This is a genomic window from Arenivirga flava, from assembly GCF_030161575.1.
GTDB classification, from domain to species: Bacteria; Actinomycetota; Actinomycetes; order Actinomycetales; family Microbacteriaceae; genus Arenivirga; species Arenivirga flava.
Map to the genome: position 1 here is coordinate 1,868,759 of NZ_BSUL01000001.1, position 14,240 is coordinate 1,882,998.

Below are 14,240 nucleotides of genomic sequence, written 5' to 3' on the forward strand. Positions count from 1 at the left end.
GGCGAGCGGATGCGGATGCGGACGCGCAGCACGCAGCAGGGCCCGGCCGATCGGCCGGGCCCTGCTGCGCGGTGGTCAGTCGCGCGTGAGCTTGCGGTACGTCGAGCTGGCGGGCTTGAGCGCCTCCGGCCCGAGGCGCTCGCCCTTGTTCTGCTCGTACGCCTCGAAGTTGCCCTCGAACCAGTACCAGTTCGGCACGCCGTCCTCGTCGACGCCCTCCCAGGCGAGGATGTGCGTGGCGATGCGGTCGAGGAACCACCGGTCGTGGGTCACGACGACCGCGCAGCCGGGGAACTCGAGCAGCGCGTTCTCGAGCGAGCCGAGCGTCTCGACGTCCAGGTCGTTGGTCGGTTCGTCGAGCAGCAGGAGGTTGCCGCCCTGCTTGAGCGTCAGCGCGAGGTTCAGACGGTTGCGCTCGCCGCCGGAGAGCACACCCGCCTTCTTCTGCTGGTCCGGACCCTTGAAGCCGAACTGGCTGACGTAGGCGCGCGAGGGTATCTCGGTCTTGCCGACCTGGATGTAGTCCAGGCCGTCCGAGACGACCTCCCACAGCGTCTTGTTCGGGTCGATGCCGCCGCGGCTCTGGTCGACGTAGGAGATGTCCACCGTCTCACCGATCTTCAGGTCGCCGCCGTCGAGCGGCTCGAAGCCGACGATCGTCTTGAAGAGCGTGGTCTTGCCGACGCCGTTGGGGCCGATCACGCCGACGATGCCGTTGCGGGGCAGCGTGAAGCTGAGGCCGTCGATGATGACGCGCTCGCCGAACTTCTTCTGCAGCTTCGACGCCTCGAGCACCTGGGCGCCAAGACGCGGCCCCGGCGGGATCGTGATCTCCTCGAAGTCGAGCTTGCGGGTCTGCTCCGCCTGCGCCGCCATCTCCTCGTAGCGCGCCAGGCGCGCCTTCGACTTGGCCTGGCGGCCCTTCGAGTTGGAGCGCACCCAGTCGAGCTCCTCGCTCAGGCGCTTGGCGAGCTTGGCGTCCTTCTTGCCCTGCACCTCGAGGCGCGCGCGCTTCTTCTCGAGGTAGGTCGAGTAGTTGCCCTCGTAGGGGTAGAGCTTGCCGCGGTCGACCTCGGCGATCCACTCCGCGACATTGTCGAGGAAGTACCGGTCGTGGGTGACGGCGAGCACGGCGCCGGGGTACTTCGCGAGGAACTGCTCGAGCCAGAGCACGCTCTCGGCGTCGAGGTGGTTGGTGGGCTCGTCGAGCAGCAGCAGGTCGGGCTGCTGCAGCAGCAGCTTGGTCAGCGCCACGCGGCGCTTCTCACCGCCCGACAGCTTGGTGACGGGCCAGTCGCCCGGCGGGGTGCGCAGCGCCGCCATGGCCTGCTCGAGCTGCGAGTCGAGGTCCCACGCGTCGGCCGCGTCGATCTCCTCCTGCAGCGTTCCCATCTCGGCCATGAGCGCATCGAAGTCGGCGTTCGGGTCGGCCATCGCCGCGCTGACCTCGTTGAAGCGGTCGATCTTCGCCTTGATCTCGCCGACGCCCTCCTGCACGTTCTCGAGCACGGTCTTCGACTCGTCGAGCTCGGGCTCCTGCATGAGGATGCCGACGGTGTAGCCGGGGCTCAGCCGGGCTTCGCCGTTGGAGGGTGTCGAGCCCGGCCATGATCTTGAGGATCGTGGACTTGCCGGCGCCGTTCGGGCCGACGACGCCGATCTTGGCGCCCGGGAGGAAGGACATCGTCACGTCATCGAGGATGACCTTGTCGCCCACCTTCTTGCGGGCGCGGACCATCGAGTAAATGTATTCAGCCATGTCGCGACCAGTCTACGGCGCGGACAGCGGATGCACCCGGTCCGTTCGTGACGGACCGGGGCGGATGCTCACCAGTCGATCGCGCGCGTGGTGCCGACCAGGCACGAGCCGGTCGCGAGGACCGGGGTGACGATGCTCTGCCCGGTGGCACCGCCGCCGCGCTGGCCGATGATGCACCCCTCGCCGATGCGCACCGAGAACTGCACCGAGTCCGCGTCGAGGCCGATGGCGGTGGCATCCGGCGTCACCTGCATGGCGCCCTTGTCGAAGCCGGCGTCGGTCAGGGCATCGATGAAGGCCCGACCGCCGGCGTTGCCGTCCGCGGCCAGCACGCGACCGACCACGAGGTCGAAGTAGGGCTGGTTCGCCGCGGCGTCGCCGTCCGGGACCAGCGCCGGCTCCGTCGGTGTCGGGCTCGCCGATGGCGTCTCCGCCGGGGCGCTGCTGACGGTGGGTTCCGGCTCGGGCGCGGTGCAGCCGGCGAGCGCGATCAGCGCCGCCGTTCCGAGCGCGACCAGAGCTGCGCGCGACCTCGAGGTCATCTCTCCCCCGTCCAGCGACGCGGACGCCGCACCGGGGTGCCTCCCCGTCGATCGTCGAGTCTACGCGGACGGATCGGCGGCCTGCGCCGCGGCGGCGCGGCCCGCCGCGGCGCTACCGGTTCAGAAGGGCACGGCCGCCGCGAGCGGCTGCTGCTCGGCGTCACCGCCCTGCTCCTCCGCGGCGGGCTCCTCCTGCTCCGGGGCCTGGGCGTCCGCAGGTCGGGTCTCGCGCTCGATGATGCGGCGCGCGAAGATCGAGACGCCCCAGGTCAGGTCGTGGCCCAGCGCGTCCGCCTCGACCTCGATCGAGGTGCCGCTCTTCTCATCGCCCGTCCAGTCGCGGATCCGGACGCGCCCGGTCACGATCACCCGCTCGCCCTTCTTCACCGAGGTGGCGGTGTTCTCGGCGAGCTGGCGGAAGGTGGAGACGGTGTACCAGTTCGTCTCGCCGTCGACCCACTGGTTCTTCTGCCGATCGAAGCGGCGCTGGTTCGACGCGAGCCTGAAGCTGGTGATCTTGAGGCCGGCCTCGGTGATGACGTGCCGCGGCGTCGTGGCCACGAAGCCGGAGATCGTGATGCTGTCGGTCATGCTGCTGCTCCCTGCGTTACGGGCCGCTCCCCGTTGGCGCGGCCGCCGTGCGCCCAGTGTCGGACGCACGGCGGACCGCTCGCGGGCGTCGGTGCCGTCCTGTGGGATGACTCCGACGATGCGACCGGTGGGAGGAGCGCTCGACGTCGTCCCCGCGGTGTTCCGCGGAGCCGACGGAGACGACGGCGTCGTGGCCGTTGCTCCTCGCCGGTCGGGGGACGCCGGCGCCACTCGGTGCCGGCCATCCGCGCTGCCGCGCGGGGTCGATGGGTCAGTGGGCGCGGAACTCCGGGCGCTCGGCACCCGGCCCCAGCGCGGTCTGCAGCGCCGCCTTGGCGACCTCGAGACTCGGGTAGCTGCCGCGAGCCTCCGCGTCGTCGAGCAGCGCGACCGCGTACGCATCCCCGTCTCGCCGGATCGTGCCGACGGCTCCGACCGGCCCGAAGGCGACCCAGAGGCCGTGGTCGCCGGCGTTCTCGCCGGCGCGTTCGGTGTTGGTCTCCTGCATTGCGCTCATGTCGCGCTCCTTCCCTCCGCTCGCCTCGTCGCGTGCGGTCTCGGGCGTCGATGATGCGACGCTCCCCGGGTGACTGCAGGTGCAGCGTACGCGCGAGCGGGCCCGCGGCCCCGAGCTCCGAGACAACCCCAAGCTCGTGGCCGCGAGGCCGGTCAGACGGCTTTGATGTACTGCGCGTAACCCTTGCGGATCTTGTTCACCTTGGGCAGCGCCACGGCCATGCAGTAGCCCTGACCGGGGTTCTTGGCGAAGAAGTCCTGGTGGTAGTCCTCGGCCGCGTAGAACTCGCCGAGCGGCTCGATCGTGGTGACGATGCCGCCCTCCCAGTACTCGTCGGCGCGGGCTCGCGCGGCCTCGAAGAGCTCGCGCTGCTCCTCGCCGTCGAAGAACATGGCCGAGCGGTACTGCGTGCCGACGTCGTTGCCCTGGCGGTTCAGCTGCCGCGGGTCGTGCAGCGTGAAGAACACGTCGAGCACCACCTCGGCGGGGATCACCGCCTCGTCGAACTCCACGGCCACGACCTCGGCGTGCCCGGTGGTGCCGGTGCAGACGTGCTCGTAGCTCGGGTTCGGCACCGCGCCGCCCGTGTACCCGGACACCACGTCGGAGACGCCGTCGAGCACGCGGTAGACCGCGTCCAGGCACCAGAAGCAGCCGCCGGCCAGCACGAAGGTGGTCATGATCGATCCTCTCGGTCGGAACGGATGGGGCGGTCGCGACGCTCGCGCGCCGACGGGCCTGAGGGAGCCAACGTCGAGACCTCGGCCTCTGTTCCCGTTCCCATCCTCTCCCGCATCCGCTGTCCGCGGACCGCGTGCGACCTGGAAGCGGCATGCGGGCGGTGAGCGGATGCTGACGCCACCCCGTCCGCCTCCCCTCGCCGGGGCCGCCCCGGGGCTACCCTGCGGACATGCAGTGGTGGAGCGACTTCTTGGACTGGGCCTCGACGGGCGAGGGGCTGCGCACGCTCGCGCAGACCGCGCTGCCGTTCCTGGCCATCGTGCTGGCCGGCATCATCGCCGCGGTCATCGGACGCGCAGCGATCCGGCACTCCCTCGGCCTCGCCGAGCAGGAGCTCACCCGCGGGGTCCTCGCCGCCGTCATCGGCGCGGGTCGGCAGTACGCGGTGTGGGACACCCTGACCACCGCCGAGCAGCAGTACGCGGCCATCGCAGCGGCCGAGGCCGAGGTGCGGCTGCGCATGCTGCCCCGCGTCGGCGCCGAGGCGGCCGCCGACTGGGCGCTGCACGAGCTCGAGGAGCTCAAACGCAATTCGATCGACTTCGGCCGCTCGTCCGAGGCCGGTTTCGCCGAGTTCCGCGACCGCCTCGTCGAGTGGCACTTCCGCCCCCGCAAGGCCCGCAAGCTCTTCCTGCAGGACCTCGAGCGCTGGCGTTTCGAGCGCAGCGAGGAGAACGACAAGGCCGCGGACCAGCAGCGCAAGTGGCAGCAGGAGCAGCAGACCCGCCCGGCCCCCACCGCCAGCGACCTCGCGAACCGACTCGCCGCGCGCGACCAGGAGCGCGCTTCCGGGCAGGCGCCGACTCAGGCCGCGCCGGTCGCGACCGCTTCGACGGCGACGGCCTCCCCGGCGACGGGCGCCGCGGCTTCGCCGCGCGAGGACGGGGCGTCGGCCTCCGCCGCGACGGGCGCGGCAGCCTCGCCGCGCGAGGACGGGGTATCGGCCTCCGCCGCAGCGCCTGCGACCGCCGCGCCCGCTCCATCGACGCCCGCATACGATGAGCCCGCCCCGGTGCCCACCAGCTTGCCCGGTACGGCCCCGCAGGCCGCGCCCGCCGACGCGAACGCGACGGCTCCGTACCAGCCCGTGGCGACTCCCCGACCTTCGGCGTCCTCCGTCACCAGCCCGGCGGACGCGACCGACACCGGCGTCGTCGTCGAGGCCACCGACCCGCCCAAGTCCGCGTTCGGACGCAACCAGGACTGACCCTGCATGACGAGGGGCCCGGAGGCATCGCCTCCGGGCCCCTTCTCATGCGCCGCGGGACAGGCGCCGTGCTCCTCGAGGCGAGAACCCCTGCACTCGTGCGCCGTGGCGCCATCGGCCCTGCCTCCCACGTGTCCGGACCCTCGGGAGAAGAGCGTTCTCTCGTTCGCCGGAGCGCGGCGGAAGCCAAGACGGCCGTGTGAGGAGGAAGCGGAGGCTCCCTAGGAGGAGACCGGTAGTTCCGCAGCGTGAGGCGGGCCATCCGCCGGAAGGCAGGCAAGCCGTGCGCCGGAACCATCTGGAGCGCGCCGTAACCACCCCGAGTGCGCCGGAAGCACATCCGTGCGCGCGGGAACCACCACGTGCGCGCCGCAACCACATCCGTGCCCGCGGGAACCACCCTTCGCGCACGGGAACCACGCTGCGCTCGACTGCACCTCTCTATGCGCACAGCCAGCGGCGAGCGACCACCGAGGCGGCGAGCTGCTCTCCGCGTTCGGGCGTGTTGGCGACATTGGGGCTTGCGAGTGCATGCCCCAATGTCGCTGACGCTCCCACAACGCTCCCCGCACGCGCCCGCCCACGCCCCGCCACGTGCCCGGCCACGTGCCCGGCCACGCTCCGCCACGCCCGGATGCGCCTGCCGCGCCCGGATGCGCCCGGACGCGCCGCTGCACGTCGCCTGTGCCGGTGTGCCCGACTGCTCGTCGCTCGAGCGCTTGCACCGCGACGCGCCTCGGCTCGGCACGTGGGGCGAGCGGGTGCCCACTCCGCCCGCCGCGCGACGGAGAGCGTCGTCCGCGCGAAGGTGGCGGGCGTCGTGAGGGCGGATCACCGGGAGGACGCGTCACCGGAGCGCTGCGGAGCGACTGCCGCGACTGCCGTGCTTCCGTGCTTCTGCGCTTCCGTGCCTCCGTGCTTCCGTGCTTCCGTGCTTCCGTGCTTCCGTGCTTCCGTGCTTCCGTGACGACCATGTCGGAACGCACGTCCACGTCCGCGGCGCCGAGCACCGAACGGTCGGTACACGGCCGAAGACCACCGCCAGCACTTGATGATGCCGCAACGACGGAAGGCCGCCCTCTCGGGCGGCCTCTGCCTCATGCGTCGATCGACCGATCGCGGCGCACGCAGTTAAATGCGAAGAGGCCACCCATCACTGGGTGGCCTCTTCAAAGAGAAGTCCGGCGGTGTCCTACTCTCCCACAGGGTCCCCCTGCAGTACCATCGGCGCTGCGAGTCTTAGCTTCCGGGTTCGGAATGTAACCGGGCGTTTCCCTCGCGCTATGGCCGCCGAAACACTATTGATATTTCAGTCTATACGGCCAACCTCCCACAGATCGAGCCTGTGGTGGCTGGAACGCAGTTCTCGACCGTCTATCGAGAACCACAAAGTGGACGCGAACACTCAGCAGAATACTGATGTATATGTTGTCAAGTCATCGGCGTATTAGTACCAGTCAGCTCCACACATTACTGTGCTTCCACATCTGGCCTATCAACCCAGTCGTCTGGCTGGGGGCCTCTCGGTCTCGAGGACCATGGAACACTCATCTTGAAGCCGGCTTCCCGCTTAGATGCTTTCAGCGGTTATCCGTTCCGAACGTAGCTAATCAGCGGTGCCCTTGGCAGAACAACTGACACACCAGAGGTTCGTCCATCCCGGTCCTCTCGTACTAGGGATAGATCTTCTCAATATTCCAACGCACGCAGCGGATAGGGACCGAACTGTCTCACGACGTTCTAAACCCAGCTCGCGTACCGCTTTAATGGGCGAACAGCCCAACCCTTGGGACCTACTCCAGCCCCAGGATGCGACGAGCCGACATCGAGGTGCCAAACCATGCCGTCGATATGGACTCTTGGGCAAGATCAGCCTGTTATCCCCGAGGTACCTTTTATCCGTTGAGCGACAGCGCTTCCACAAGCCACTGCCGGATCACTAGTCCCGACTTTCGTCCCTGCTCGACCTGTCAGTCTCACAGTCAAGCTCCCTTGTGCACTTACACTCGCCACCTGATTGCCAACCAGGTTGAGGGAACCTTTGGGCGCCTCCGTTACTTTTTGGGAGGCAACCGCCCCAGTTAAACTACCCACCAGGCACTGTCCCTGAACCGGATCACGGTTCGAAGTTAGATATCCAGAGTGACCAGAGTGGTATTTCAACAATGACTCCACGGTAACTGGCGTCACCGCTTCAAAGTCTCCCACCTATCCTACACAAGCCACACCGAACACCAATACCAAGCTGTAGTAAAGGTCACGGGGTCTTTCCGTCCTGCTGCGCGTAACGAGCATCTTTACTCGTAGTGCAATTTCGCCGAGTTCGCGGTTGAGACAGCTGGGAAGTCGTTACGCCATTCGTGCAGGTCGGAACTTACCCGACAAGGAATTTCGCTACCTTAGGATGGTTATAGTTACCACCGCCGTTTACTGGGGCTTAAATTCAGAGCTTCGCTTGCGCTAACCCTTCCTCTTAACCTTCCAGCACCGGGCAGGCGTCAGTCCGTATACATCGACTTGCGTCTTCGCACGGACCTGTGTTTTTAGTAAACAGTCGCTTCCCACTGGTCTCTGCGGCCATCAAACGCTCCAGGAGTAAATCCCTTCACGCCTCAGGCCCCCTTCTCCCGAAGTTACGGGGGCATTTTGCCGAGTTCCTTAACCACGATTCTCTCGATCTCCTTGGTATTCTCTACCTGACCACCTGAGTCGGTTTGGGGTACGGGCGGCTGGAACCTCGCGTCGATGCTTTTCTCGGCAGCATAGGATCATCGGATCTTGCCCTTGCGGACTACCCTTCAGTTCTCAGGCATATGAGAGACGGATTTGCCTATCTCTCGCCCTACGGCCTTGGCCAGTGACAACCATCGCACTGGACCGACTACCTTCCTGCGTCACACCTGTTAATACGCTAGCCGCACCAGCATGGGGTCGAGCGTTCACACCAGCGCATCCACCCCGAAGGGCTTCCGACAACTGGAGCTAGGACTCTTAGCACCACTGGATTAGCTTGGGCGGTTCTTCGCCGGTACGGGAATATCAACCCGTTGTCCATCGACTACGCCTGTCGGCCTCGCCTTAGGTCCCGACTTACCCAGGGCGGATTAACCTGGCCCTGGAACCCTTGGTCTTTCGGAGGACGGGTTTCTCACCCGTCTTTCGCTACTCATGCCTGCATTCTCACTCGTGTGGCCTCCACGGCTGGGTTACCCCGCCGCTTCGCTGGCCACACGACGCTCTCCTACCGATCCGTACGGCTGGACCACGAAGGCCTACCTAACATACGAATCCTACGACTTCGGTGGTGTGCTTGAGCCCCGTTACATTGTCGGCGCGGAATCACTTGACCAGTGAGCTATTACGCACTCTTTCAAGGGTGGCTGCTTCTAAGCCAACCTCCTGGTTGTCTCAGCAACTCCACATCCTTTCCCACTTAGCACACGCTTAGGGACCTTAGTCGGTAGTCTGGGTTGTTTCCCTCTCGACAATGAAGCTTATCCCCCACTGTCTCACTGCTGCGCTCTCACTTACCGGCATTCGGAGTTTGGCTGACGTCAGTAACCTGGTGAGGCCCATCGGCCATCCAGTAGCTCTACCTCCGGCAAGAAACACGCAACGCTGCACCTAAATGCATTTCGGAGAGAACCAGCTATCACGAAGTTTGATTGGCCTTTCACCCCTATCCACAGCTCATCCCCTCAGTTTTCAACCTAAGTGGGTTCGGTCCTCCACGACGTCTTACCGTCGCTTCAACCTGGCCATGGATAGATCACTTCGCTTCGGGTCTAGGACATGCGACTGAATCGCCCTATTCAGACTCGCTTTCGCTACGGCTACCCCACACGGGTTAACCTCGCCACATATCGCTAACTCGCAGGCTCATTCTTCAAAAGGCACGCTGTCACCCCTACAAGGAGGCTCCAACGGTTTGTAAGCAAACGGTTTCAGGTACTATTTCACTCCCCTCCCGGGGTACTTTTCACCTTTCCCTCACGGTACTTGTCCGCTATCGGTCATCTGGGAGTATTTAGGCTTATCAGGTGGTCCTGACAGATTCACACGGGATTTCTCGGGCCCCGTGCTACTTGGGATCCTCCACGCCGCTGCGCAACATTTCGACTACGGGACTGGCACCCCCTGTGGTCGACCTTTCAATGTCGTTCGTCTATATCGCGCATGTCAACGTGCACTTCGGCAGAAGTACGTTGGAGTCCCACAACCCCGACCATGCAACGCCTGCCGGCTATCACACATGATCGGTTTGGCCTCTTCCGCGTTCGCTCGCCACTACTTACGGAATCACGGTTGTTTTCTCTTCCTGTGGGTACTGAGATGTTTCACTTCCCCACGTTCCCTCTACCCGCCCTATATATTCAGGCGGGAGTCACCAGGTCGTAGCAACGCCTGGCGGGGTTTCCCCATTCGGAAATCCTCGGATCACAGCTCGTTTATCAGCTCCCCGAGGCTTATCGCAGATTACTACGTCCTTCATCGGCTCCAGATGCCAAGGCATCCACCGTTTGCTCTTAGAAACTTGACTACATGAGTATTCAGAATCGTCGTACCGCATCAGCCGAAGCCGACACGGTAGACCAATGATCTAAAAAATTAGATCTAAGAATTCATTGCCGCGACTCCCACCCGCAAGACCCAAAAGCCTCGACAAGGTGATTCAAACGACAAGAATCTAAGATGCTCGCGTCCACTGTGTAGTTCTCAACATACGGTCGGTACCCCCACCAGCACACCGTCAAAACGGCGAACCAGCAAAGGGTCCGAAGGAACAGTCACCATCGACCCGAAGCAACCCCGTAAGGCTCCTCCGACATCAACCGGTGTCCGGTCCCTCAGGACCCAACAGCGTGCATGCCGACCACTCCCCCAGCGACACCGTTCCGACCCCCGAAGGGATGTACTGAGCAGCACTGATCTCGCGACCGGCCATGTCAAACGTTCCACCCATGAGCAACCACCCCGAGCGCATTCGGCCCGAGCGTGGCTCTGGCCAGGCCCACCCTGAGGCGACCTGGCAGAAGCTCCTTAGAAAGGAGGTGATCCAGCCGCACCTTCCGGTACGGCTACCTTGTTACGACTTAGTCCTAATTACCGATCCCACCTTCGACGGCTCCCTCCAAAAAGGTTGGGCCACCGGCTTCGGGTGTTACCGACTTTCATGACTTGACGGGCGGTGTGTACAAGGCCCGGGAACGTATTCACCGCAGCGTTGCTGATCTGCGATTACTAGCGACTCCAACTTCATGAGGTCGAGTTGCAGACCTCAATCCGAACTGAGACCGGCTTTTTGGGATTCGCTCCACCTTACGGTATTGCAGCCCTTTGTACCGGCCATTGTAGCATGCGTGAAGCCCAAGACATAAGGGGCATGATGATTTGACGTCATCCCCACCTTCCTCCGAGTTGACCCCGGCAGTCTCCCATGAGTTCCCACCATAACGTGCTGGCAACATAGGACGAGGGTTGCGCTCGTTGCGGGACTTAACCCAACATCTCACGACACGAGCTGACGACAACCATGCACCACCTGTTCACGAGTGTCCAAAGAGTTGACCATTTCTGGCCCGTTCTCGTGTATGTCAAGCCTTGGTAAGGTTCTTCGCGTTGCATCGAATTAATCCGCATGCTCCGCCGCTTGTGCGGGCCCCCGTCAATTCCTTTGAGTTTTAGCCTTGCGGCCGTACTCCCCAGGCGGGGCGCTTAATGCGTTAGCTGCGACACGGAAACCGTGGAATGGTCCCCACATCTAGCGCCCACCGTTTACGGCGTGGACTACCAGGGTATCTAATCCTGTTCGCTCCCCACGCTTTCGCTCCTCAGCGTCAGTAACGGCCCAGAGATCTGCCTTCGCCATCGGTGTTCCTCCTGATATCTGCGCATTCCACCGCTACACCAGGAATTCCAATCTCCCCTACCGCACTCTAGTCTGCCCGTACCCACTGCAGGCTGAAGGTTGAGCCTCCAGTTTTCACAGCAGACGTGACAAACCGCCTACGAGCTCTTTACGCCCAATAATTCCGGATAACGCTCGCACCCTACGTATTACCGCGGCTGCTGGCACGTAGTTAGCCGGTGCTTTTTCTGCAGGTACCGTCACTTTCGCTTCTTCCCTGCTAAAAGAGGTTTACGACCCGAAGGCCTTCGTCCCTCACGCGGCGTTGCTGCATCAGGCTTGCGCCCATTGTGCAATATTCCCCACTGCTGCCTCCCGTAGGAGTCTGGGCCGTGTCTCAGTCCCAGTGTGGCCGGTCACCCTCTCAGGCCGGCTACCCGTCGTCGCCTTGGTGAGCCGTTACCTCACCAACAAGCTGATAGGCCGCGAGTCCATCCTTGACCGAAATTCTTTCCAGCAACTCACCATGCGGTGGAAGCTCGTATCCGGTATTAGACGCCGTTTCCAGCGCTTATCCCAGAGTCAAGGGCAGGTTACTCACGTGTTACTCACCCGTTCGCCACTAATCCACCAGAGCAAGCTCCAGCTTCATCGTTCGACTTGCATGTGTTAAGCACGCCGCCAGCGTTCATCCTGAGCCAGGATCAAACTCTCCGTAAAGGTTCAAACACCCTGATCCGAAAACCAAGGCAATTCAAAAACCTGCAACCGAAGTCACAAGCGAGTTGATCTGACCAAAAGATCGTCTACTGACAATCAATCAATCCAAAGGAATCTCTCCACCAGTCCAGAAATAGACCGGCACGAGGATAATTTGGCATTTGACATGTGCACGCTGTTGAGTTCTCAAGGATCGGACGCACCCGGCTTCAGGCCTTTCGGCTGTCGCTCCGGGGCAACTTCTCTAAGTTACATCCTCCGCCTCACCGTGTCAAATCGACCGGCCGGCGTTCCGTTCGCTGCTCTGCAGTCGAATGGGCACCGCTATTCAGACCGTTCCCGGTCTCGAACTGGAGGGGTATCCGTTCCACCCGCATCCGAGCACGGAAGTGCTCTTGTGGATTGCCTCTCGGCTGGGAGTGGTTTGCGCTAGATGAGGCCGGTGAAGCGATCCGCTTCCCCGTGGCCTTTGCGGCGACAGGTAATTACTTTACGCACGGCCCCGCACCTCCGCAAATCGGCCCGTCCAGAGGACCGCCGATCCCAATGAACACAAGGGCTTCATCGGCGTGTCGCGCTCCGTTCACCCGTGCGGTTCGAGGTGCAGCGTGCGGCCGCTCCAGCGGCGACGCAGCCAGCGGTCGTGGCTGGCGACGACGACGGCGCCCGGGTACGTGCCGAGCGCGTCCTCCAGCTCGGTCGCGAGCGAGAGCGAGAGGTGGTTCGTCGGCTCGTCGAGCAGGAACAGGTGCGGGGGCCTGGCGATGATCAGCGCCAGGGCGACGCGGCGCTGCTGTCCGACCGAGAGGGCGCCGACGGGACGGTCCTCGTCGCGGGCGTGGATGAGGCCGAGCTCCGCCAGGGGCAACGCCGCAGCGCGGGCCTCGCCGACCGCGCGACCGTAGAGGTCGCGCGGTGAGCGGGACGGGTCCGGCCAGCGGACGTCCTGCTCGAGCAGCGCGATGCGCAGCCCCTTGCGGCGCTGCACCGTGCCGGCGTCCGGAGCGAAGTCGCCCGCGAGCAGCGACAGCAGGGTGGACTTGCCGGCGCCGTTCGCACCGGTGATGAGCAGGCGCGCATCCGCTTCAAGGTCCAGCGCGGCCAGCCGCAGGCGTCCGTCGACGCGCACGTCGCGGGCCTCGAGCAGCGGACCGCCCTCGAGCGGGGTGCTGCCGGTGGGGATGCCGGCGAACCGCAGCGGCTCGACCGGTCGGCTCAGCGAGAGCGCCTCGAGCTCGGCGATCCGCCGCTCCAGCGCCAGCCGGCGGGCGGCGTTGCTCTGCTGCGCGCGATCGCCGCGCATGCCGAACGCCATCTTGTTGCGGTCCTTCATGACCCGCTCGCGGTGGATGTTCACCTCGGCGGCGCCGGACTCCTCGCGCAGACGGGCGAGCTCCTGCTGCTCGGCGTTGTACCGGTCGACCCAGCGTCGGTACTCCGCGGCCTTGTGCTCCAGGTAGGCGGTGTACATGCCCGCATCCGCTCGTCCGCCGTAGCGCTGGGCGCCGTCGCGGTGCGGATCGATGTCAACCAGACCCGTCGCGACCTCGTCGAGGAAGGCGCGGTCGTGGCTCGCGAAGAGCACGGGTCCGTTCCACGCGCGGAGCTCGCCGCGCAGGAACGCGACCGCCTCGTCGTCGAGGTGATTGGTCGGCTCGTCGAGCATGAGCGCGACGGGGCGGCCGAGCAGCAGCGCGGCCAGCGCGAAGCGCGACCGCTGGCCGCCGCTGACCTCGTCGATGCGCCGCTCGAGCGGGATGCCCTCGAGGCCGAGCCCGGAGAGCACGGCGTCGCGACGGGCGTCGATGCTCCAGAGCCCGCCGGTCTCCGCCTCCTGCAGCAGCGCGGCGTAGCGGTCCGCGGCGGCGTCACCGCCTTCGGCGAGGTCGAGCGCGGCCGCCTCGAGGTCGCGCTCGAGGGCACGGTACTCGCCGAGGGCGTCCTCCAGCAGGTCGCGCAGCGACCAGTGCCGCGGGGCGCGCACCTCCTGAGCGAGCAGGCCGGCGCTGCGCAGGCCGCGGCGGCGCGGCACGGCGACCGTGCCCGCATCCGGCGCATCCGCACCGGCGGCGATGCGCAGCAGCGTCGACTTGCCCGCGCCGTTCTCGCCGAGCAGGCCGATGCGGGCGCCCGGTGGCACGAGCAGGCTGAAGCCGTCGATGACACGGCGGACGCCGTCGAAGGTGCGGCTCACGCCCTCCAGTCGGAGGACGTCGCCGGCCCGGGCCTCGGGCGTGGACATGAACGAGTGCGTGAACTGGGTGGCCATGAAGGCCCCTTCCGTAACCGGTTTCGGTTCCCGCCGGGCGTGACGC

At 65.2% G+C, this 14,240-nt stretch carries 6 protein-coding genes, 3 rRNA genes and 1 pseudogene; 1 reads left to right on the forward strand and 9 read right to left on the reverse strand.

Annotation, left to right across the window (positions count from 1 at the left end; genetic code table 11):
- Positions 1–75: 75 nt before the first annotated feature.
- The 5 genes and pseudogenes from ettA to msrA all read right to left on the reverse strand — a co-directional run bounded on the left by ettA (position 76) and on the right by msrA (position 4,089).
- A pseudogene (ettA, locus tag QQK26_RS08990) lies at positions 76–1,759 on the reverse strand (energy-dependent translational throttle protein EttA).
- Between the two features lie 68 nt (positions 1,760–1,827).
- Positions 1,828–2,301: a DUF6993 domain-containing protein gene (locus QQK26_RS08995; protein WP_284231903.1), complete on the reverse strand. Its 474-nt coding sequence runs from the start codon at positions 2,299–2,301 to the stop codon at positions 1,828–1,830.
- A gap of 120 nt (positions 2,302–2,421) precedes the next feature.
- Positions 2,422–2,892 (reverse strand): single-stranded DNA-binding protein, encoded by a 471-nt coding sequence (gene ssb / locus QQK26_RS09000; RefSeq protein WP_284231904.1) that lies wholly within the window; start codon positions 2,890–2,892, stop codon positions 2,422–2,424.
- A gap of 271 nt (positions 2,893–3,163) precedes the next feature.
- Positions 3,164–3,409 carry a methyltransferase gene (locus QQK26_RS09005; protein WP_284231905.1) on the reverse strand — a complete coding sequence of 82 codons (246 nt, stop codon included), beginning with the start codon at positions 3,407–3,409 and terminating at the stop codon, positions 3,164–3,166.
- Positions 3,410–3,561: 152 nt separating this feature from the next.
- Positions 3,562–4,089: a peptide-methionine (S)-S-oxide reductase MsrA gene (gene msrA / locus QQK26_RS09010; RefSeq protein WP_284231906.1), complete on the reverse strand. Its 528-nt coding sequence runs from the start codon at positions 4,087–4,089 to the stop codon at positions 3,562–3,564.
- 230 nt (positions 4,090–4,319) lie between these two features.
- Between msrA and QQK26_RS09015 the strand changes: the two genes are divergently transcribed.
- On the forward strand, positions 4,320–5,357 hold the full coding sequence (locus QQK26_RS09015; RefSeq protein WP_284231907.1) for a hypothetical protein: 1,038 nt from the start codon (positions 4,320–4,322) through the stop codon (positions 5,355–5,357).
- Between the two features lie 1,179 nt (positions 5,358–6,536).
- Here QQK26_RS09015 and rrf read toward each other — a convergent pair.
- From rrf to QQK26_RS09035, 4 genes are all read right to left on the reverse strand, one after another.
- Positions 6,537–6,652: ribosomal RNA gene (gene rrf, locus QQK26_RS09020) — 5S ribosomal RNA — on the reverse strand.
- Positions 6,653–6,784: 132 nt separating this feature from the next.
- Positions 6,785–9,897, reverse strand: a 23S ribosomal RNA gene (locus tag QQK26_RS09025).
- 504 nt (positions 9,898–10,401) lie between these two features.
- A 16S ribosomal RNA gene (locus tag QQK26_RS09030) occupies positions 10,402–11,925 on the reverse strand.
- The 16S, 23S and 5S rRNA genes sit together here, the layout of an rRNA operon.
- Before the next feature lie 583 nt (positions 11,926–12,508).
- Positions 12,509–14,194 carry an ABC-F family ATP-binding cassette domain-containing protein gene (locus QQK26_RS09035; protein ID WP_284231908.1) on the reverse strand — a complete coding sequence of 562 codons (1,686 nt, stop codon included), beginning with the start codon at positions 14,192–14,194 and terminating at the stop codon, positions 12,509–12,511.
- Between the last annotated feature and the right edge of the window lie 46 nt (positions 14,195–14,240).

Excerpts from the sequence above, each read along its gene's own strand:
- QQK26_RS08995 (WP_284231903.1), bottom strand. The coding sequence starts at position 2,301 with ATGACCTCGAGGTCGCGCGCAGCTCTGGTCGCGCTCGGAACGGCGGCG.
- ssb (WP_284231904.1), bottom strand. The coding sequence starts at position 2,892 with ATGACCGACAGCATCACGATCTCCGGCTTCGTGGCCACGACGCCGCGG.
- msrA (WP_284231906.1), bottom strand. The coding sequence starts at position 4,089 with ATGACCACCTTCGTGCTGGCCGGCGGCTGCTTCTGGTGCCTGGACGCG.
- QQK26_RS09035 (WP_284231908.1), bottom strand. The coding sequence starts at position 14,194 with ATGGCCACCCAGTTCACGCACTCGTTCATGTCCACGCCCGAGGCCCGG.
- QQK26_RS09015 (WP_284231907.1), top strand. The coding sequence starts at position 4,320 with ATGCAGTGGTGGAGCGACTTCTTGGACTGGGCCTCGACGGGCGAGGGG.
- QQK26_RS09005 (WP_284231905.1), bottom strand. The coding sequence starts at position 3,409 with ATGAGCGCAATGCAGGAGACCAACACCGAACGCGCCGGCGAGAACGCC.